Below are 19,925 nucleotides of genomic sequence, written 5' to 3'. Positions count from 1 at the left end.
TAGTCAAACACCGCACCACTTCCCTACGCAGGTATGAACCTGTTCAGGTAATGAGGGTCTAAAAGTCTACACTTTTATCTCAGCCCTTTTAAAGGACTCCCCTAGTGGATCAAACATATATTGTTGTACCTCTATCTTAATCAGGATTTGTTCATCGGTCAAGGGTTCATTGCAACTCTAATTGGGCTCTAAGTCCTGCCACATACTCCCGGGAGCCAGACACAAGCACGCGGTCACCGCTTCTAAGCGTCGTATCCCCATGCGGTACTAAGCTGTCAATTCCTCTAAAAATACGGACAAACACCAAATCGCCGGTAAAAGGAAATTCCCGCAGCATGACGTTATGATACCGATGATTGTTCATTTGAATTTGATACAAAGAAGAATCCTCATTTGTTAACAAGCGAATCGCATCAGGTGCTTCAATCAATGCCCTCAGCACCGTTTTAGATGATAAGAAGTTAGAAAAGGTATCGATCCCTGCTTCCTTTAAAGTCAGCTCGGCTTCCGCTTTGTTGACACTTGCAATGACTTGTTTAGACCCTTCTTCTTTTGCAAATAAAGCAATTTCCTTATTTTTCGTTTCACTGCCTGTAGCCACAACAAGCACATCCTCTTGCCCGATGCCAGCCTGCCTGAGCGTATCATCGTCATATTGTTCAATCGCTTCAACTTCAAAGATGGAGTCAGCAAGCAAGGCTTCTTTATTTTCCTGAAAGACGTGTAAAATACGGATGTCATATTCATCCTGATGCAAATCAAGCGTCACAGGTAACGTCAGCTGATTCGCCCCTATAAACGTCACACGCTTTTTATGATTGGTTTCACGTTCTTGTTTAAATAACGCCTTAAACCAAACAGGCGTTAAAATACTCGTGAGCACAGCGACTAGAATAAGAGCTCCTGACATTTTATGATCAATGACACCAAGCCGCTCACCAATCGTTGCAGCAGCAATGACAAGGGATAACGTCGAGGTTAATAAAAAACCAGAACCGATGACTTTTTTCATGTCATACCATTTTTTTAAATAAAGAATCGGAACGAGTTTACTAAGCAATAATGCGATAAACAGCAGCGGAATCATGATCATGATGGTTGGATCTTTAAAGAGTGACCATATATTCAGGTCCACACCGACCATCACAAAAAAGATCGGAATTAAAAATCCATAGCCAAACGAGTCCAGCTGCTGTACGAGTTCTTTATTAGGCGAAAGAAGAGACACCAGCACACCTGCTAAAAAAGCCCCAAGAATATTTTCAGCACCGAGTGATTCAGATAAGGCAACTAAGACTATAATGAGAGTAAAGATGGCTCTTGTCCCAATTTGCACCGTTCCTTTTGACATGGACTGAAAAATGGACTTTGTCTTAAATACCCGGCCAAATAAATAAAGAAGAATACCTGCCGCAAATAATAATAAGAGCAACCACATGTTCCCTGTTCCATCGCCATAAATGGAGGAAAACACAGCAAGTAAAATCATTGTCACCAAATCAGCAATGACGGCTACAAGCAAAATGATTTGACCAATATTCGTCTGCATCAACTTTTCCTCTTTTAAGGTAGGAACTACCACACCCAATGAGATGGTGGAAATAATAAGCGTCATTAAAAAGGCATTTTGAATAAATCCTGCAAGAACAAACGCATAAGACAGGATAAAGGACATACAAAATACGCCAACAAAAATAATGGTCGCTGTTTTAAATGTATTCGGTTCTTTTAAACCATTTGGTAGTTCTCGCGCTTTCTTCTTTGATTCAAAAGAAGAAAAATCTATTTCAAGTCCACTTAAAAACATAAGAAAAATAAAACCTAGCATGGATAACGTATCTAGCCATGCGTCGTGTTCAACAACTAGTTGAAGACCGCTTTTTCCAATGATGAGCCCCATGATGATTTCAGCGACAACGACCGGGATGGTCAGCTTAAATCGGTGCAATAAAATGGGGGTGAAAAAGGCTACAATAATAACGACAACGAGTGATGAAACAGATGTATGCTCCATTGGCTAAAGCCTCCTAACATTCATGTTTAATTTTTAAGTTTTACGTTAAAGCATTGATTCTAACAATTGCCCAAATGAAATGAAAGCCATTCGTTATATTTTCTAAAATTCAAACTTCTTTATATCCGATAAATGGATGAAAAAATCAGGAGGAACCTTTATGAAATTCGATATCATCGGCGATATCCACGGCTGCTACGAAGAGCTGCTTAACCTCATACACAAACTAGGATACGAACTCAAACATGGACTACCTGTCCACCCTGATAAGAGAACACTAGCCCTTGTTGGTGATTTAACAGACCGCGGCCCTCGATCAGTTGCCGTGATGCAATTTGTCATACACGCCTATTCTAAGGGCGCCATCCGCTATGTGCCTGGCAACCATTGTTTTAAGCTGTATCGCTATTTGAAAGGAAATCCCGTAAAATTACTGCACGGCATTGAAACAACGGTGAACGAAATCAAAAAACTGCCGCATGATGAACAAACCATTTTATCACGTGAATTTAAACATTTATTTGAAAAGGCACCGCTTTATGATGTACTGATTCCGAATGAACTGATCATTGCACACGCAGCAATGAAGGAAAAGGATATTGGCAAAAAACCGAACAAACAGATGAGGTCTTATCTATTATTTGGAGCAGTCACCGGAGAAACATGGCCAGACGGTCGTCCTGTCAGGAAGGACTGGGCAAAGGAATATCACGGAAAACCATGGATTGTCTACGGGCATACACCCGTAAAAGAACCAAGATTTATCGGTAGAACGGTTAACATTGATACAGGCTGCGTCTTTGGTCACAAGCTCTCTGCCCTTAGATATCCAGAGCTTGAGACAGTATCTGTTCCTTCATCTATGCCATATGACGATTCAAGATTTCAGCATTTCACGCAATAAAAAACCCGGTCCACCATGACAGGTGACCGGGTTTACTTGTTTACTGAAGCAATAATGTCATATCATCCGGCAAAGGAGCCGAAAAGGTCATGGACTCCCCTGTTATCGGATGCGGAAAAACAAGGGTTTCACTATGAAGTGCCTGCCTGCCTATTCTCTCGCTTGTTCCACCATATAGCGTATCTCCAACAAGCGGATGACCAAGGAATTGCATGTGAACACGAATTTGATGAGTTCTTCCCGTTTCAAGGGTGAGGGACACATCAGACATATCTAAATGAGTATGTACCGCCAGCACCGTATAATGTGTTACGGCTTCCTGACCAGATTCATCCACCATTCGTTCAATAATGCTGTCCCCTTTTCGAGCAATTTTTGCTCTAATTGTTCCTTCTTTTTGCGTGATCATGCCATGTGTCATGGCTCTATACGTTCGCTTGACTTCCCCTTTTTTCTGCGCCTTTGATAAAAGGCTGTGTGCAAAGCGATGTTTAGCGACTAACATGACACCAGAAGTATCACGATCAAGACGGTTCACCAAGTGGACAGTCAGTCGAACGGACTGCTTAGCATAATGGTGAAGCAACCCATTTGCAATACTATGCTCAGGGTGCTCTCGAGAAGGAATCGATGGGATATATGGCTTTTTATTCAGCACAAGCACGTGCTCGTCCTCAAATAAAATATCAAGCGGAATGGCCGCAGGTTTTAGCCCTTCACTCACTTTTTCCTCGGGAAATAAAATGGTGAGCCTGTCTCCCTCGCGCAGCTCATATCTCACGGTCACATGCTCTCCATTAATCAGAAGGTCACCGCCATCAAATTTAATATCTGTCAGCATTCGTTTTGAAATGCCAAGATCGATTAAGTAGTCCTTCAACAGCCTGCCTTCTTCTTTGGCTGATATGGTTTTGTTTATCTTAAAGTATTCCAGCGAGAACAACCTCTTTCTTATTCTCCTTTGCCGATAAAGGAATCTTGCACCCTTTTCCAAAATGGAAATGGTCTAAATCGGGCAAACCGGACATTCTCGTCTGCCACTCGGCATTGAATGGATTTCACATCTTTATGCAGCAGCGACAAATGATCTATCGTCACCTGAAAATCCACATCATTAATCGGTTTGATCACACACGTATGGTGGTCCGGCAAAATGAGCGGCGAACCGACCGTTCTAAACACTCTGTTGTTGATTGAAGCCATTTCTGCCAGCTGGATCGCCCTAATGGATGGGTGAATAATAGCCCCGCCAAGTGCCTTATTATAGGCTGTACTGCCAGATGGTGTAGACAAACAAAGACCATCTCCTCTGAATGTTTCAAAAAGCTGACCCCTAATCTCAACATCTGCCACAAGTGTACCTTCCATACTTTTAATCGTACATTCATTCATTGCTAAATATTTTTCTTCCCGGCCGCCATCGTTGTACCTGACAATGACTTCAAGAATCGGATATTCCACAATATGATAAGGCGTTTTGGCAATGGCTAACACAAGCTTTTCTATTTCACTCGGTACCCAGTCCGCATAAAAACCAAGATGGCCTGTATGTACGCCGACAAAAGCGGTTTCGTTCAGACGGTTGCTATACCGGTGAAAAGCGTATAAAAGGGTTCCGTCTCCGCCAACTGTAATGACGAGATCGGGTTCCTCTTCATTTAATTCCATTCCAAAATCCAATAAGTAGGTCTGTATTTTATTTTTGAGTGTGTCAGATACAGAATTCCCTTTCGAAGAAACTGCAAATTTCATGAATTCTTCTCCTTTTCCACCTTGCTGCGACGAGAAAGCAGCATCATATTTGATCAAGCTTAGGCTCAGCTATCGTTTTTCTTTTTCCGGGAAAATGCCACTTGCGCTTCTTGAATTTCCCCTCTGATTTCAGACATCTCATCATCAAGAAGAGATGCTGCCTCAGAAGCTCTTTGAAGGCGCTGCTTGACCTTCTCCGGGATATTCCCGCTATATTTATAATTCAGAGAATGCTCGATGGTCGCCCAAAAGTTCATGGCTAATGTACGGATTTGGATTTCGACGAGGAGCTGCTTCTCTCCATTGATCGTTTGCAGCGGATATAACACAACAAGGTGGTACGAGCGGTATCCGCTTTCTTTATGTTCTGCAATGTAGTCGCGTTTATCTACAACCACGAAATCTTTTCGTGACTGAAGCATTTTCTTGACGACTTGTATATCTTCTACAAATTGGCACATAATGCGAAGCCCTGCAATATCCTGCATCGTTTCAATCTCATGCATCGGGATGTTTTTACGCTTTGCCTTTTCCAATATGCTGGCAACGGGTTTCACTCGGCCAGTGACAAATTCTACTGGTGAATGGTCATCCTCAAATTCATACAGTTTTCGAATGCCTTTTAGTTTCACTTTTAATTCTTCGACTGCTTGCTTATATGGTGCGAGGAATTGATCCCATTGTTTTTTGTCCATGAAACTTCCCCCAATTCCAAATACCTAATTATTTCAGAGGAATGTGCTCTTCACTTTCTCTTCCATATCTCCGTAATTGGCATTGTCTTTAATATTGTCGATTAAATAGTTTAATTCCTGATGAAGTTGAATGAGTTCTAGCGTTTGCTCTTCCGCCGCCAAATAGACAGGGATTTCACGATTCATTGCTTCTTTTAATGGAGCCCATGTATGTTCTCCTAAAATAAGATACGTAAAAGACTCCTCAGTCTCAAGTATGTAAACGAACGCAAAGTGATCAGAATCAACAAGCATTTGTCCTGATGCTTTTGCTTTTTGAATTTGCTCATCTGACTGGACCGTCAAGATCAGCCTGTCTTCTTTTAAAGTTGCTTCTGTGATTTCAATTCTGTTTTGCATCATGATCTCCTTTACAACAAAGTACAGCTTTATTTTATCATATCAAGTTCAATATTGATAAACCGAACTTTTTGAGAAAATTTGATTTCTCCATTTCGTTGTTCATTTTGCCTCATTTAGCATCTATATACGTCTCTTTTTAAGGAATAAATAAGAAAAAAAGACGCTTTTCATGTACAATAATCATATTTCCTCTAAATGAAAGGTTGATGTCAAAATGGCACAGGAAATTGAGATAGAACTAAAACAATTATTAATGAAAGAAGAATTCGAACAGTTAAAAGAATATTTTCAATTAAAGGACGAGGACTTCCACACTCAAACCAACTATTATTTTGATACACCTCAATTTGATATAAAATCCAAATTCGCTGCATTACGAATGAGAGAAAAAGGCGGGCAGTGGGTCCTCACATTAAAGGAACCGCATGAGATCGGCCTTTTGGAAACTCACCAAACGATCGATCCTCCCGCAAGTCTTGAACATTTCCACCTGCCAGAAGGTGAAGTGGCAGACAGATTAGTACACCTTCACATCCAAAAGGATCAAATCGTGTATTTTGGTTCACTGGAAACGTCAAGAGCAGAAAAAATGATCAAAGAAGGCTTAATTGTTTTGGATCACAGCCGATATTTAACAGTAGAGGACTATGAACTTGAATTTGAAGTGAGCGATTTAGACATTGGACAAGCCGCTTTTACAGCATTGCTTCAGCAATTTCAGATCCCACCAAGACACACGAAAAACAAAGTCGTACGCTTTTATGAAGAAAAAATGAAAACAAAAGAATAGATGAATTCCTTGAAGGAGGAACATGATGAACGTCAATCAACTTCAATCCTTTATGCAGCTTCAAGCACTCAAAACGTTACAATCTGATAATGGACAAACACAACTCACAGCTGGACAAGAATCAAGCGCTGAGACTTCATTCCAGTCGCTGTTGCAAGATTTTTTAGGCGGATCAGAATTATCTCGTCTCCCGCTTTCCATTTCTGCTTTCATGGGATCGGACCCATCAACGTCTCCGAACACGCAATATGCACGAATGAACCCATATTTATCTGCGATAGCGGGCAGTGAACAGCTTCAATCTCAGTCTCTTTATGCAAATGACAGCCAATTGAATACCGCAAATGGTATTGGAAACGTCTTAAATAACAGCTACACACCACCGCTTCAAAAAGCTGTTTCAGGCTCTTCATCAAAAGAGATTAATCAGATCGTCTCACAAATGGCTCAAAAGCACGGAGTTCCAGAAAAACTGATCCACGCAGTGATCAAGCAAGAATCCGGTTATCGCACGAATGCTGTCAGCCATGCAGGTGCACTTGGACTGATGCAGCTTATGCCGTCTACTGCTAAATCACTTGGCGTGAACAATGCCTTTGATGCAGCCCAAAACATTGAAGGCGGAACGAAGTATTTAAAACAAATGCTGCAAAAATATAATGGAAATGTCTCACTTGCCTTAGCCGCTTATAACGCAGGCTCAGGGAATGTAGATAAGTACGGAGGCATTCCTCCATTTAAAGAAACACAAAATTATGTAAAGAAAATCACAGCTCAATATTTCGCCTAAACCGAAGAGAATAACCTCTTCGGTTTTTTGTATGTCGCTTTTCACCCTTTTTTGACTGAATGTGTTATGATATGGTCAATTGAACACGAAACCTGTCTCCCTCACTATTCCCAAAGGACCAAAGCGGTTTGTTTGTGGAATTGAGTAGAGGTTGTTAAAATAAGTATACAAGAATAGAAACAACAAAATAGAACAAACTGAATATCACTTTTGAAATACATGAAATTCGCAATAGGGTGAGCCATCCTATTAGCTACGAGTTAAAGGAGTAGTCAACATGGTACAATCGTTTAACGCACCTTACGAAGCGGTTGGAGAGGAACTTCTATCGCAACTTGTTGATACTTTTTATGAAAATGTAAAGTGTCATCCTTTGCTTCATCCTATTTTCCCGGATGACTTAAAAGAAACAGCAAGAAAACAAAAACAGTTCTTAACTCAATATTTAGGCGGACCGCCGCTTTATACTGAGGAGCATGGTCACCCAATACTACGGGCGAGACATCTCCCTTTTCCGATTACTGAGGAGCGGGCGGACGCATGGCTTGAATGCATGGAGGATGCAATGGATCAAGTAGGACTAACCGGCGATATTCGTGACTTTTTATTTGAGCGACTGTCTTTGACGGCTCGTCACATGGTCAACCAAATACCTGAAAAGGACGGACGATCTTGAGCTGCAATCCGCATGAGCAATATTTCTCACATTGTCACGGACATCCTCAAAAGCCGATTGAAATCTATGTATTCATTGATCCTCTCAGCCCGGACTGCTGGTTATTAGAGCCATCAATTAAAAAGTTGAAAATGAAATATGGCCGTTTCTTCACTTTACGAACGGTTACAAGTTCTAGTATTAATGCTTTGAACCGGAAACGAAAAAAACATTTACTAACCGAAGCGTGGGGGAAATTTGCCACGAAAACTCAGACCAAAAAAGAACAAATGCTGTCTGAACAAATTGTGACATCACCTTATCTCGCCTCTCTTGCATTAAAAGCAGCTGAACTTCAGGGCAGAAAATGCGGAATGAAATTTTTACGACTCATTCAAGAATCGCTTTTTTGCCATCAGCAGGACGTCACCAGTGAACAAGTCTTGCTAGAAAATGCAAAAACGGCTGGACTGGACATTGAAGAGTTCCAGCGAGATATCCATTCTCAAAGTGCTGTCAAAGCGCTCCAATGTGATATGAAAATCGCAGCTGAAATGGATGTGTCTGAGCTTCCCACTTTCGCCTTTTTTAATACGATCAATGGTGAAGAAGGATTAAAGATTTCAGGTGCATATTCTTATGATATTTACGAGGAAATTCTCTTTGAAATGATTGGCGAAAAACCAACACCTTCAGAACGACCGCCAATTGAATGGTTTATCGCTTACTTTCAATTTGCATCAGCAAAAGAAATTGCCGTTGTATATGACCTGACCCTTGAAGAAGTTGAACGCGAGATGAAAAAGCTCGCATTTGCTAAAAAGGTAGAACGTGTACAAGTACATCAAGAAATGTTTTGGCGTTATACAGAAGGAGACAATCATTCAGATCTTGACGTTTACCGCTGTGAAAATGAACATGGGTGCTGACCCATGTTTTTTTCTTTACCTCCAAAAGAACACTTGTTCTATTTATAAGTACGAAGAAACCGCGCCGGGATAAGCGCGGTTTCACTATGTCTTAACGACAACAAAGGGGATGGGAGAAATTTTTCACGGTCAAACAAAGGGGTAATGTTTGTATGTGATTAATTTCACATCTGTAGTATATCAAATTTTGTCGACTTATGACAACCGATATACTATATGTTCATATTTTTGTCACAAAACATAAGAGGACTGTCACTTTCATATAGTGAAAGTAACAAAAAAATGGGGGGATCTGCATGCGCAGCACAACCATTGGACTTGTTGCCATTGGCTTATGTTTCTGTTTAAATATATTAGGCTTAATGAAGATGCTGCCTCTTTACCTGACATCTCCACTCCTATTCGCTTCCATTCTCTTTACACTCTATCGAATGAATCACCGAAACACCTTCAAAGGTTTTAAAGCGTAATTATTGAATGTACAAACCTCGTTCATATAGACGAGGTCTAGCGTGTAGGCAAACCCTCGCATTCGATGTCAGTCCTGCGTGCAAAGGTTTTCTATCACGCTAAAAAGAAGTCAAAGGGCTAAAATCAAGTTCATTTTAGCCCTTTGTCAACAATCTGGTCTTTTTTATTGCAAGAAAAAACTCCTGCCAAAAGGTGAGTTTGCACTCACACATCTGACAGAAGTCTTCTCGTTACTCACTAGTCTTTGAGATGAGCTCTTCCATTTCCTTTAATTTTTCTTCAAACAATTGACATGCTGCCTCAATTGGTTCTTTTGATGCCATATCTACACCAGCTTTTTTCAGCACGTTGATTGGATAGTCAGAGCTTCCTGCTTTAAGGAAGTCTGTATAGCGCTCCACTGCAGGTTTCCCTTCTTCTAAAATTTGTTTACTTAATGCCTGAGCCGCACTATAGCCTGTCGCATATTGATACACATAATAGTTGTAATAGAAATGCGGAATTCGCGTCCATTCTAATCCGATTTCCTTATCCACAACCATACCGTCGCCAAAATACTTCTTATTCAGGTCGTAATACAGGTTCGTCATGAACTCTGGCGTTAATGCCTCCCCTTCTTGCGCTTTCACATGAATCAGGTGCTCGAACTCTGCAAACATCGTTTGTCTGAATACCGTCCCTCTAAATCCTTCTAACAAGTGATTGAGCACATACAAGCGCTGCTTTTTGTCCTCTAAATGATTGAGTAAGTATTCGCCTAGTAATGCTTCATTTGTTGTAGAAGCTACTTCCGCTACAAAAATGCTGTAGTTTCCGTACGGATATGGCTGATGCTTTCTTGTATAGTAGCTATGAACAGAGTGACCAAATTCATGAGCCAGCGTAAATAAATTATCAATATTATTTTGCCAGTTCATTAAGATATAAGGGTTCGTGCCATAGCTTCCAGAAGAATACGCGCCGCTTCGTTTCCCTTTATTCTCATAAACGTCTACCCAGCGATTTTCGAGTCCCTCTTTTAATACCGAAACATATTCTTCTCCTAATGGCGCTAACCCTTTCAGCATATAATCCTTTGCTTCATCATAGGTCAGCTTCATGCCAGCATCTTTTACTAATGGTGTATACAAGTCATAATTGTGCACTTCATCAAGCTTTAATACCTTTTTACGCAATTCAATGTAGCGATGTAATAACGGTAAATATTGATGAACTGTATCAATTAGATTGTCATACACTTCTTCAGGAATACTATTTCGTGATAACGCTGCTTCTCTTGCCGATTTGTAATGACGTACTTTCGCATAAAAATTATCCTTTTTAATCGAGCCGCTGAGTGTAGACGCCAAAGTATTCTTATACTGATCATACGTTTTATAAACGGCTTTAAAAGCATTCTTTCTCACTTCACGATCATCACTGTTTAAAAAGGTAATGAAGTTGCCATGAGTAATTTTCTTTTCTTCTCCATTTTCATCCTTAACAGAAGGGAACGAAATATCTGCATTATTAAACATACTAAACGTAGTGGATGATGTTGATAAAGGTTCAGAGGCTTCAGCTAATAAAGCTTCTTGCTCCTCACTTAAAATATGCGGACGCTCTTTGTTGATTTCTTCGAGAGCGTGAGAATAAAGTTTTAATTCTTCTTTTTCCAAAATAAATTGTTGCAGCTTATCTTCTTGAATAGATAAAATTTCCGGAACAATATAGGCAGATGTACTAGACAGCTGTGTAAATAAATTGGATGCTTTATCATTTAAAGCCTGAAATGATGAATTTGTTGTATCTTCATCGTATTTCATGTGCGCATATGTATAAAGCTTGCCAAGCTTTTCAGAAAGTTGATCCTGAAATGTTAGGGCTTCATACAAGACATCAGCAGAATGGGCCAACTTGCCTTTAAATTGGGCGAGCTTCGAAATTTCTTTTTTTACAGCTTCGAATTCCTTATTCCATGAATCGACACTTTCAAAAATATCTTCAAGGCGCCATTTGTTTTCTTCTTTTACTTCGCTTCTGTCTGGTAAATGATTGTTGTTATTTTGTGAAGTCATATGAATCCCCCTTGCATGAGTTGTGTTGAACCAACCTTTCGGAAAGTGAAAGAAATTGGTGTTGTATTTATCTTCTTTGTTTTGAACTATATTTGTCAAATCATATGCAGAAATAAATACCAAACAAACTAAAAAAATGATAAAAAAGCGTTTCTTTCTATTCAATAGCAGCACCACCTTTTTCTTATCATGATCAAAGTGGGCATGAAACATGCTAATGAAATAAGAAAGCATCTCGTTTTATCGCTTCATCTGCTGTTCGTATAGGCTTTTGATTCGACGTTACTTGATAATTACCCTCTTTCGTCATGTATAAAAACCCTAGATTCACAAGCGCCCGTACATATGAAATGATCACCCCTTTGATTTCTTCTATTGTGACATTGGTATATCGGAGCTTCACTTCTTTATTCTGGACACATCGCTCAATTTCTTTTAAAAGAAGATGAATGGTCACTTGTTCTTTTCCCTTTCTAACCATCCAATCATAAAGACATCCTTGCCACACATAAACAGGGCTTGAAAAGATATATGCTTCTGTCAGGGGGATAAATAATTCTGTCGGTAGAAATGGCCATGCTGTTTGATGATGCTCATAAAAAATGGTTCTTAAACGCTTGCTTTCATTTGCTAAAATGCGGGGTGGCCGCTCCCTAAATTGCCGAATACACTTGAGCCACTCTTTATACAATTGATGATTGCTCGAGGAAACAGATAAGAGTGCTGGTAGTTGGCGATAAGCTGAAGGCGGTCTAACGGTCATTGAGGCACATATTTTCGTTGGCTGAAACACGAGAAGTTGATCCAGGTGGATGAATCTATTTTGGATCGGACAATAAAAAATGAGTCTCCTATTCTTTGACTGCCTTAAAATTCCCCAATGAATGGAGGAGAATGAAAAGAGCTGGCCAGCCATTCGTTTTAAACGATTCGCCCCCATGACCCATATAGGATAGAGCCCCGCAGCACGGAGACCTTCCGTTCGTTTATGTAGCTCTTTCCACGAAATATTTGCACATTGAAATTCAATGGCATAGCTTTTATTTTCTATAGCGACGGTCACATCAGGGCGCTGCTGAATGTTTGAAACATATTTCTCTAGTAACGGCTCATATCCAAGCTGCGTGAGCCAATCCTTAAGAGCCATTTTCCCTGCCTGATGATAAGCTGTTTCACCGGTGGACGCTAATGGACATGCCGAGAGCTGTTTATGTGCAAAATGATGGACACGATGCTCACCTAGCTTTAATAGAACCTCCTGCCTACATTCAGGACAGTAAAATTTGCACGTAGCTCTTACATGCTCTAGCCGCCTTTTAGTCAGATGTTGTGTGATGCGAATCAGCTTGCCATTCTCCATGATCGCTGCATTCATATATTTCGCCCCTTGCTCTTTGATGACCGTATTATAGCTTTTTCTCTCATCAGGAAGCGAATATCGAAAATGAATTTTTATCGTACCAAAACACGATTTCAACCTACTTTCCCTTAGTAAAATAAAAAATCCCCCTTTTAAAAAGGGGGAAAAGACAATTTTTATAAAAGCGGTGATAATAATCTTGCTGTTGATTCAAACAGCCTCACCCTCAAAGGTCTCTTCGCAAATTCTTCTGGAACAATTTCATGCGACTGCTCTAAATCACCTAAGAAGTCGTTGACCAGCTTCTCTGTGCTTTTTGTTTTATAGAGGAAAGCATTCACTTCAAAGTTCAGATGAAAACTTCTCATATCCATATTTGCTGTACCAATTGATGCTAGCTCACTATCCACAATGATAAACTTACTATGCATAAAGCCTTGATCGTATTCATATACCTTCGCACCTGCTTCTAAAAGTTCGGGGAAGTATGAACGGGACGCATGAAATACAATGCGTTTATCTGGATTTTTCGGTGCAATGATTCGTACATCGACTCCGCTCAAAGCTGCAATTTTCAGTGCGGACAAAATATCATCATCAGGTACAAAATAAGGTGAAGCAATCCAAATTGATTTTTTGGCGGAGATAATCATGGAGAAAAAGAGATTTTTAATGACTTCCCACTGTTTATCAGGACCACCAGCAATCATTTGTACGCCTTCTGCTCGACTCTCCATATGACTGAAATCTTTAAAATAATCCACACCCGAGCATCTTTCATTGGTCATGTAATACCAATCCTGCATAAAAATCTGCTGCAAATCACGAACGGCCTCACCTTTAATCATCAGGTGCGTATCACGCCAAAATCCATATTGTCTGCTTCTGCCCATATATTCGTCCCCAATGTTAAGTCCGCCGACAAATCCTACTTCTCCATCAATCACCACGATTTTCCGGTGATTTCGGAAATTGATTTTATTATTTAATAAGGGCAGTCTCACTGGTAAAAACGGAACGATCTGCACGCCAGCCTTTTCTAAGTCAGCAATATATTGACGGGAAAGTTTTAGGCTGCCTACATCGTCATATAAAAAGCGGACAATCACACCACTTTTTGCTTTCTCGATTAAAATGTCCTTTAATTCTTGTCCCAGATCATCATGACGGAGAATATAATATTCTAGGTGAATGTGATGTGTTGCTTTTTTGATTTCTTCAAAAATATGAGAGAACGTTTCTTCTCCATTGGTCAGAACTTTAGAGGATGTGCGATACGTAATAGGGGTATGTCCAAGTCTGTGGGCCAGTTTAAATAAGAGCTGCTGATGGTCACCCATATGAGTCATTTTTTCAATCGCTTCTCTGTGGATACGTTCATCTTCCTGGACAAGCTGTTCGTCTAGTACCGCTTTCTTTTCAAAAAGTCTGCGCTTTTTAATATTGCGTCCAAAGAAAATATAAAACAAAAACCCGAAAAGCGGAAAGCTCCCAAGCAGCACAAGCCACGTAATCGTTTGAGAGGGGTTTCTGTTTTCTAAGAAAATGACAAACCCGATGAAGATAATCGATAAAGTGAATAGAACACTGACGGAACTTAATACACTTACCGCTAGATCACCGGCAAAAATTTGGATAATCAAATAAGCACCTATTGTAATGATAAGAAAAAATAGAACTTTGACTACATTTCTCATTTCATTTTCTCCTTGCCGATCACTTTGTTTACTTTTTCATTCAGATAAAAAAGTCGATTCCTCTATAGAAATCGACTTTTGGTTGTTACGAGAAGTGCTGTTGAATCGTTTCAAGCGCATTCTCTTTGACAATCAGCTGACCGTATTCTTGCAGTCTGTAGATGCTGACCACTGATTCATGAGCATATTCAAGCAGAATACTAAGCTTATTCTCCACCTGCTCATCTGACAAATCCTCGTGGAAGTCAACATATAGATAATAACGGTTTTCAAACGAATATAAACTTGTCGTAAAATCCTGCATATTTAATTGAGAAAGTGCAATCAAATCTTCAAAGTCATCCATTTTTAATACGAACTGAAGTTGAAGTTTTTTGTCCTTCTCATTATGATCTTCTTGATCTTGCTCTTCTTTATGAAAATCATCAAGCAGAGCATCTAAACTTTCTTCATCTGTTTGATCTTTTTTATCTTCTGGAATCGGCAATTCGAGCTTTTGTCCATCTTTAGAAAGTTGGGCTTTTGTCACGACAATTTCAAGACCTTTATCAAGTGCCTGTACTTGAATCCAAAGTGGTCCCTCTACTGCAAATTCTTCTTCTTCGTGCACTTCGTCCATCACTTCCCAGAACAGCTCTTCACTGCGCTCACGATTATACCAAATCTCTTCACGGTCAAAACCGCGATCTTCAATATCACCGTAGGAAATATAAAATTTGACTGTATGTTCATTTATTCTTTCGATTTCCATTTTGCCAACCTTCCCTTCTATATAAGATGTTGAAGGGACATACAAGCTCCCAATTAATAGTACTTTACTACACTTTACCCGTTCCGTCTACATGTTAACCATTTAAAGAAATGAGGTATTGCTGTGTACTGTCTATTTTATGATAAAACATGAATAAAAGAAATAAAAACGCATTTTTTGCAGAGAAAACTTGCAGAAACATATATTTGAATTGTCTTCATATATTGGTTGTACGAGCTATTTTAGTGAAATGAGGTGAACTGGATGGAAACAGAGTGGATCGTATCCTTACTGATGATTATTGGCATAGACCTCATATTAGGCGGAGATAATGCATTAATCATTGCGATGGCCAGTCGAAGCTTATCAAATGAAAAACGAAACAAAGCCATATGGATCGGCACACTTTTGGCAGTGCTGATGAGAATCACCATGACTGGTGCTGCCGTTTATTTATTGACCATCCCCTATTTGCAATTTATCGGCGGTCTCTTTCTCCTTTATATAGGATACAATTTGTTAATTGAACAAAAGAAAGAATCCATTCGGATTAAAAGCAGCGGCTCCCTTTGGCGTGCTGTTCAGACCATCGTGATTGCAGATCTTTTTATGTCACTTGATAATGTGATCGCTGTTGCAGGGGCAGCTAAAGGGAACATGGTGCTCACTGCCTTTGGCTTAATGATTTCAGTCCCGATTATTATTTGGGGGAGTAAGCTGATTCATGCAGCACTAACCAAGTTTCCGATTCTTTTATACGGAGGGAGTGCCCTTTTAGCTTTTACTGGCGGAGAAATGATTGTCCGTGATGTAAAACTGAATGAATTTATGGCGCAGCATACAACACTTGAATTGTTGCTTCCCTTTTTAACCGTCGCAACCGTTATTTTAGCCAGTCTCTTTTACGAACAAACGGCTGAAAATAAATAAAAAAAGCTGCCAAATGATCGGCAGCTTTTCTTGTTCTCTATTAGTTAGCAAGTCGCTGAGCTTCTCGAAGTTGGAATGTACGAACCGTTCTAGGAAGGAAACGTCTAATTTCATCTTCGTTGTACCCAACTTGCAGTCTTTTTTCATCCAAAATAATTGGACGTCTTAGAAGACCAGGATGCTCATTGATTAGTTTATACAATTGTTGAAGCGGCATTGTCTCAACATTTACATTTAGTTTTTGGAATACTTTAGAACGTGTTGAGATAATTTCATCTGTACCATCTTCCGTCATACGAAGAATCTCTTTGATTTCATCGATTGAAAGAGGCTCAGAAAAGATATTTCTCTCTTGGTATGGAATATTGTGCTCTTCTAACCACGCTCTTGCTTTTCTACATGATGTACAGCTTGGTGATGTGTATAATGTTACCATAAATCTTCACTCCTCAATTTGTAGAATGAATATTGATCTGTATTCTTAAATTAAAATTGTTCTAAATAAGTAATCTTTATAGTGATTATACTATAAAAAAGTAAGTGTGAACAGATTTTCTTGCAATTTTTGTGACAAAAACTAGACAATTTCATTCTTTTTGTGCAGATGTTTGAAGTCTGAACATTCTCATTTAGTCGAGATGATCGAAAATATTTTTTTGTTTTCTATTTTCAACGAGCTTCAGCACATCATCAACATCCTCATACGATTGTCCATACCATTCTTCGTCTTTATACGTATGGATTCCTTCGTACGTCTTTCTCATGGCCTCCATCATTTCTTCCTCATTATCTGTACGAGGCGACCAATAAAGAATTTCCATGCGGTTCACTTCATTTGTTGCAAGTGACCTGCGTTTATAACCAATTGATTCAGCATGCTTGAAGTGCTCTCTCTGATAAAACTTTAGGCGTTTTGCAGTATCTGCATCATCTTCATCTACAGGCTCGACCTCAAGCAAGATCGGTTTTCTTTTTTCCTTCAGCTTATGAATGAGCTTTGAGCCGAGGCCTTCACCTCTTGCATCCTTGGAAACAAATAAATAATCAATAAAGATGAAAGAATCAAATTCAGCGTACATCATCACATGATGAGGCCCTTCTTCTTTATGATAAATATCACTTCTTTCCTTTAATAAAGCTTCCATATGCTCTTTTGACTTCATTTCTTCTATCGGGAAGTATTCACTGAGCTTTTCATACCAATTCATGGATCCGCTCCTTATGATGTAGTTAAGAACCACTTCCTTATCTATTCCCGATTTCCTGCTATTTAAACGCCTGTACTAGTAAGACGCAGCAATGCCATTGGTGGTTTCACTTTTTTTCAAGAGAAAGCAAAAAAAGTTTTATATCGAACGATTCATGAGCATTTGAAAGCAAGCAAACAAAAGAAGTGTCATTGCGACCTGAAACATGATGAAATAAAGGTACTTCATACGCCGGACTTCTTCCTTCTGTTTATTGGTGCGCCGATACACAGCAAATTCAACCGAAAATGAAATGATGCAAATGAGCACTAAAAATGCGATCATCCACTTTCCTCCGTTTGGTTCCGTTAAAAAAGATATTGAAAAAAGCATCGTGACGATAAAAAAGTGAAGACATGAATAGCGAAACGTCTTCCATAACAACATTTGATTTCCTCCTGGCTTACTCATTTTACATAAAAATTACCATCAACTTGTTTTTTTGTAAAATAAAAAAAGAAGCACTGATATCGCAGTGCTTCTTCTCTGTTCTTATTGTTTTGCTTTGATCTCTTTGAATTCTTCCTCAGTACAGCTGACAAAGTGACCTGGCTTAACTTCACGAAATTCCGTATTTGTTCCTTTATGAACAGATGGATCGTATTTAATCCGTTTGCGGTTACGCTCATAATCAGGATCTGGAAGCGGAATCGCAGATAGTAATGATTTTGTATATGGATGAAGCGGGTTTTCATATAATTCATTCGCTGGTGCCAGCTCAACCAATTTCCCAAAATACATCACACCGATACGATCGCTGATATATTTCACCATGGAAAGGTCATGGGCAATGAATAAATACGTTAAGCCCTTTTCTTCTTGCAGTTCTTTCATTAAGTTGACGACCTGCGCTTGGATCGACACATCTAGTGCAGAGATTGGCTCATCGGCAATGATGAAATCCGGCTCAACAGCTAACGCACGAGCAATCCCAATACGCTGCCTTTGACCGCCTGAAAATTCATGCGGATATCTATTCGCATGCTCTTTATTCAAACCAACCGTTTCAAGCAATTGATATACACGCTCTTTACGTGCTTGTGCTGATTTTGCAAGACCATGAATATCGATACCCTCTGCAATAATATCCACAACTTTCATTCGTGGATTGAGGGAGGCATATGGATCCTGAAAGATCATTTGCATTTTTCGGTTAAATTGTTTAAGATCTGTTGTTGATTTTTTATCATGCACATTCTGCCCGTTAAAAATAACTTCGCCACCTGTTGCATTGTATAGACGAATGATGGTTCTACCAGTAGTGGATTTCCCGCAACCAGATTCACCTACAAGGCCCAATGTTTCACCTCTATAAATGTCAAAGCTGACATCATCAACAGCTTTTACTTCATTAGGTTTACCCACATTAAAATATTGCTTAAGATTTTTCACTTGTAAAATAACATCTTTTTCACTCAATGTGATCCCCCCCTTTTTGCGCATTAAATTGTCGCATTCTTTGCTTAATTGATTCAGGAGGTTCTACTTTTGGTGCGTTAGGATGTAAAAGCCATGTAGCTGCAAAATGAGTTTCTGATACTTGATATAAAGGCGGCTGCTGTTCAAAATCAATTTTCATTGCAAATTGATTTCTAGCCGCAAATGGGTCTCCTTTTGGAGGATTCAACAAATCAGGCGGCGTGCCTGGAATGGCAAACAATTTCTCCTCTTTTGCATCAAGACTTGGCATAGAGCTCAGTAATCCCCAAGTATATGGATGTTTTGGGTTATAGAAGATCTCATCTACGGTGCCAATTTCAACAATTTGACCACCATACATTACCGCTACACGATCTGCTACATTCGCAACGACCCCTAAATCATGTGTGATAAAGATGATAGATGTTTCAATCTTCTTTTGAAGATCTTTCATCAGTTCTAAGATTTGGGCTTGAATGGTTACATCTAAAGCAGTAGTTGGCTCATCTGCAATTAAAATTTTCGGATTACAAGCAAGAGCTATTGCAACGACAACCCTTTGTCGCATCCCACCAGAAAATTGATGAGGGTATTGCTTGAACCTCTGTTCCGGTTTCGGAATACCTACAAGACTCAAAAGCTCAAGTGCTCTTTTTTTAGCTTCTTCTTTACTTGCATTTTGATGTTTTAAGATGGGTTCTATAATTTGCTTACCAATTGTCATAGTCGGATTCAAAGATGTCATTGGATCTTGAAAGACCATGGCAATATCTTTCCCTCTTATTTTCTGCATCTGTTTGTCAGAAAGTTTTGTTAGGTTTTTACCTTGAAACAAAATCTCTCCTTTTTTCACTTCGGAGTTAGATTTAGGAAGCAGACCCATGATTGATTTAGAAGTTACCGATTTACCAGAGCCTGATTCTCCAACAATGGCAAGCGTCTCACCTTTTTTCAATTCAAAATTCACACCTCGAATTGCCTTAACTTCGCCAGCAAATGTGTGGAATGAAATATTTAAGTCATTTACTTTTAAAATCGTTTCTTGTTTATTCATCAACATCA

At 39.5% G+C, this 19,925-nt stretch carries 21 protein-coding genes and 1 riboswitch; of the genes, 7 read left to right on the top strand and 14 right to left on the bottom strand.

Annotated features, from left to right (window positions below; genetic code table 11):
* Positions 1-3 precede the first annotated feature (3 nt).
* Positions 4-113, bottom strand: a riboswitch (TPP riboswitch).
* Positions 114-166: 53 nt separating this feature from the next.
* The gene (locus tag KVT11_RS01420) at positions 167-2,014 is read right to left on the bottom strand and encodes a monovalent cation:proton antiporter family protein (RefSeq protein ID WP_046527497.1); all 1,848 of its coding nucleotides are present in this window, start codon (positions 2,012-2,014) and stop codon (positions 167-169) included.
* Between the two features lie 160 nt (positions 2,015-2,174).
* On the opposite strand from KVT11_RS01420, the gene prpE reads away from it, so the two are divergent.
* A complete protein-coding gene (gene prpE / locus KVT11_RS01415) occupies positions 2,175-2,918 on the top strand; it encodes a bis(5'-nucleosyl)-tetraphosphatase PrpE (RefSeq protein WP_210552357.1) in 744 nt (247 codons plus the stop codon).
* A 40-nt stretch (positions 2,919-2,958) separates the two neighbouring features.
* On the opposite strand, the gene KVT11_RS01410 is transcribed toward prpE, so the two are convergent.
* The 4 genes from KVT11_RS01410 to KVT11_RS01395 form a co-directional block, all read right to left on the bottom strand.
* Complete coding sequence (locus KVT11_RS01410; protein WP_057079819.1) at positions 2,959-3,852, bottom strand: RluA family pseudouridine synthase; 894 nt, start codon at positions 3,850-3,852, stop codon at positions 2,959-2,961.
* Positions 3,853-3,869: 17 nt separating this feature from the next.
* Entirely contained in the window at positions 3,870-4,670 is an 801-nt protein-coding gene (locus tag KVT11_RS01405) for an NAD kinase (protein ID WP_008355343.1), read from the bottom strand.
* 65 nt (positions 4,671-4,735) lie between these two features.
* The gene (gene yjbM, locus KVT11_RS01400; RefSeq protein WP_008348457.1) at positions 4,736-5,365 is read right to left on the bottom strand and encodes a GTP diphosphokinase; all 630 of its coding nucleotides are present in this window, start codon (positions 5,363-5,365) and stop codon (positions 4,736-4,738) included.
* Positions 5,366-5,398: 33 nt separating this feature from the next.
* Entirely contained in the window at positions 5,399-5,764 is a 366-nt protein-coding gene (locus tag KVT11_RS01395) for a UPF0738 family protein (RefSeq protein WP_008348459.1), read from the bottom strand.
* A gap of 217 nt (positions 5,765-5,981) precedes the next feature.
* Between KVT11_RS01395 and KVT11_RS01390 the strand changes: the two genes are divergently transcribed.
* From KVT11_RS01390 to KVT11_RS01370, 5 genes are all read left to right on the top strand, one after another.
* A complete protein-coding gene (locus KVT11_RS01390; RefSeq protein WP_007498999.1) occupies positions 5,982-6,557 on the top strand; it encodes a CYTH domain-containing protein in 576 nt (191 codons plus the stop codon).
* Positions 6,558-6,582: 25 nt separating this feature from the next.
* Positions 6,583-7,347, top strand: a complete 765-nt coding sequence (locus KVT11_RS01385) for a lytic transglycosylase domain-containing protein (protein WP_008348461.1) — start codon at positions 6,583-6,585, stop codon at positions 7,345-7,347.
* A gap of 277 nt (positions 7,348-7,624) precedes the next feature.
* The gene (locus KVT11_RS01380) at positions 7,625-8,023 is read left to right on the top strand and encodes a globin domain-containing protein (protein ID WP_210552355.1); all 399 of its coding nucleotides are present in this window, start codon (positions 7,625-7,627) and stop codon (positions 8,021-8,023) included.
* Entirely contained in the window at positions 8,020-8,931 is a 912-nt protein-coding gene (locus KVT11_RS01375) for a ClpXP adapter SpxH family protein (protein WP_007499002.1), read from the top strand. The genes KVT11_RS01380 and KVT11_RS01375 overlap by 4 nt, the downstream gene beginning before the upstream one ends.
* Positions 8,932-9,227: 296 nt before the next feature.
* Complete coding sequence (locus tag KVT11_RS01370; RefSeq protein ID WP_189337188.1) at positions 9,228-9,401, top strand: hypothetical protein; 174 nt, start codon at positions 9,228-9,230, stop codon at positions 9,399-9,401.
* A 231-nt stretch (positions 9,402-9,632) separates the two neighbouring features.
* On the opposite strand, the gene pepF is transcribed toward KVT11_RS01370, so the two are convergent.
* The 4 genes from pepF to mecA form a co-directional block, all read right to left on the bottom strand.
* Positions 9,633-11,459, bottom strand: a complete 1,827-nt coding sequence (pepF, locus tag KVT11_RS01365) for an oligoendopeptidase F (RefSeq protein WP_282598426.1) — start codon at positions 11,457-11,459, stop codon at positions 9,633-9,635.
* Positions 11,460-11,673: 214 nt separating this feature from the next.
* Complete coding sequence (locus KVT11_RS01360; protein ID WP_217608975.1) at positions 11,674-12,936, bottom strand: competence protein CoiA; 1,263 nt, start codon at positions 12,934-12,936, stop codon at positions 11,674-11,676.
* Positions 12,937-12,995: 59 nt separating this feature from the next.
* Positions 12,996-14,516 (bottom strand): cardiolipin synthase, encoded by a 1,521-nt coding sequence (gene cls, locus KVT11_RS01355; protein WP_008348473.1) that lies wholly within the window; start codon positions 14,514-14,516, stop codon positions 12,996-12,998.
* Positions 14,517-14,601: 85 nt separating this feature from the next.
* A complete protein-coding gene (gene mecA / locus KVT11_RS01350; RefSeq protein WP_008348474.1) occupies positions 14,602-15,267 on the bottom strand; it encodes an adaptor protein MecA in 666 nt (221 codons plus the stop codon).
* A gap of 264 nt (positions 15,268-15,531) precedes the next feature.
* Here mecA and KVT11_RS01345 point away from each other — a divergent pair, with 264 nt between their 5' ends.
* Positions 15,532-16,197: a TerC family protein gene (locus KVT11_RS01345; protein ID WP_007499010.1), complete on the top strand. Its 666-nt coding sequence runs from the start codon at positions 15,532-15,534 to the stop codon at positions 16,195-16,197.
* Positions 16,198-16,237: 40 nt separating this feature from the next.
* Here KVT11_RS01345 and spxA read toward each other — a convergent pair whose 3' ends face one another.
* From spxA to KVT11_RS01320, 5 genes are all read right to left on the bottom strand, one after another.
* Positions 16,238-16,633 carry a transcriptional regulator SpxA gene (gene spxA, locus KVT11_RS01340; RefSeq protein WP_003211421.1) on the bottom strand — a complete coding sequence of 132 codons (396 nt, stop codon included), beginning with the start codon at positions 16,631-16,633 and terminating at the stop codon, positions 16,238-16,240.
* Positions 16,634-16,826: 193 nt separating this feature from the next.
* Entirely contained in the window at positions 16,827-17,405 is a 579-nt protein-coding gene (locus KVT11_RS01335) for a GNAT family N-acetyltransferase (RefSeq protein WP_007499012.1), read from the bottom strand.
* Between the two features lie 138 nt (positions 17,406-17,543).
* Positions 17,544-17,831 carry a hypothetical protein gene (locus KVT11_RS01330; RefSeq protein ID WP_116306716.1) on the bottom strand — a complete coding sequence of 96 codons (288 nt, stop codon included), beginning with the start codon at positions 17,829-17,831 and terminating at the stop codon, positions 17,544-17,546.
* A gap of 105 nt (positions 17,832-17,936) precedes the next feature.
* The gene (locus KVT11_RS01325; protein ID WP_373467165.1) at positions 17,937-18,887 is read right to left on the bottom strand and encodes an ABC transporter ATP-binding protein; all 951 of its coding nucleotides are present in this window, start codon (positions 18,885-18,887) and stop codon (positions 17,937-17,939) included.
* Positions 18,856-19,917: an ABC transporter ATP-binding protein gene (locus tag KVT11_RS01320; protein WP_035392433.1), complete on the bottom strand. Its 1,062-nt coding sequence runs from the start codon at positions 19,915-19,917 to the stop codon at positions 18,856-18,858. The genes KVT11_RS01325 and KVT11_RS01320 overlap by 32 nt, the downstream gene beginning before the upstream one ends.
* Positions 19,918-19,925 lie beyond the last annotated feature (8 nt).

Source organism: Bacillus sp. GbtcB10 (genome assembly GCF_019091365.1).
Lineage (GTDB): Bacteria > Bacillota > Bacilli > Bacillales > Bacillaceae > Bacillus > Bacillus altitudinis.
Note: the sequence above shows the minus strand (reverse complement) of the source record. Positions and strands in the feature narration are given on the sequence as shown.

Excerpts from the sequence above, each read along its gene's own strand:
- pepF (WP_282598426.1), bottom strand. The coding sequence starts at position 11,459 with ATGACTTCACAAAATAACAACAATCATTTACCAGACAGAAGCGAAGTA.
- mecA (WP_008348474.1), bottom strand. The coding sequence starts at position 15,267 with ATGGAAATCGAAAGAATAAATGAACATACAGTCAAATTTTATATTTCC.
- KVT11_RS01420 (WP_046527497.1), bottom strand. The coding sequence starts at position 2,014 with ATGGAGCATACATCTGTTTCATCACTCGTTGTCGTTATTATTGTAGCC.
- KVT11_RS01345 (WP_007499010.1), top strand. The coding sequence starts at position 15,532 with ATGGAAACAGAGTGGATCGTATCCTTACTGATGATTATTGGCATAGAC.
- KVT11_RS01390 (WP_007498999.1), top strand. The coding sequence starts at position 5,982 with ATGGCACAGGAAATTGAGATAGAACTAAAACAATTATTAATGAAAGAA.
- KVT11_RS01380 (WP_210552355.1), top strand. The coding sequence starts at position 7,625 with ATGGTACAATCGTTTAACGCACCTTACGAAGCGGTTGGAGAGGAACTT.
- yjbM (WP_008348457.1), bottom strand. The coding sequence starts at position 5,365 with ATGGACAAAAAACAATGGGATCAATTCCTCGCACCATATAAGCAAGCA.
- KVT11_RS01335 (WP_007499012.1), bottom strand. The coding sequence starts at position 17,405 with ATGAATTGGTATGAAAAGCTCAGTGAATACTTCCCGATAGAAGAAATG.
- KVT11_RS01370 (WP_189337188.1), top strand. The coding sequence starts at position 9,228 with ATGCGCAGCACAACCATTGGACTTGTTGCCATTGGCTTATGTTTCTGT.
- KVT11_RS01320 (WP_035392433.1), bottom strand. The coding sequence starts at position 19,917 with ATGAATAAACAAGAAACGATTTTAAAAGTAAATGACTTAAATATTTCA.
- KVT11_RS01330 (WP_116306716.1), bottom strand. The coding sequence starts at position 17,831 with ATGTTGTTATGGAAGACGTTTCGCTATTCATGTCTTCACTTTTTTATC.
- KVT11_RS01325 (WP_373467165.1), bottom strand. The coding sequence starts at position 18,887 with ATGCGCAAAAAGGGGGGGATCACATTGAGTGAAAAAGATGTTATTTTA.
- KVT11_RS01385 (WP_008348461.1), top strand. The coding sequence starts at position 6,583 with ATGAACGTCAATCAACTTCAATCCTTTATGCAGCTTCAAGCACTCAAA.
- prpE (WP_210552357.1), top strand. The coding sequence starts at position 2,175 with ATGAAATTCGATATCATCGGCGATATCCACGGCTGCTACGAAGAGCTG.
- KVT11_RS01395 (WP_008348459.1), bottom strand. The coding sequence starts at position 5,764 with ATGCAAAACAGAATTGAAATCACAGAAGCAACTTTAAAAGAAGACAGG.
- KVT11_RS01405 (WP_008355343.1), bottom strand. The coding sequence starts at position 4,670 with ATGAAATTTGCAGTTTCTTCGAAAGGGAATTCTGTATCTGACACACTC.
- spxA (WP_003211421.1), bottom strand. The coding sequence starts at position 16,633 with ATGGTAACATTATACACATCACCAAGCTGTACATCATGTAGAAAAGCA.
- cls (WP_008348473.1), bottom strand. The coding sequence starts at position 14,516 with ATGAGAAATGTAGTCAAAGTTCTATTTTTTCTTATCATTACAATAGGT.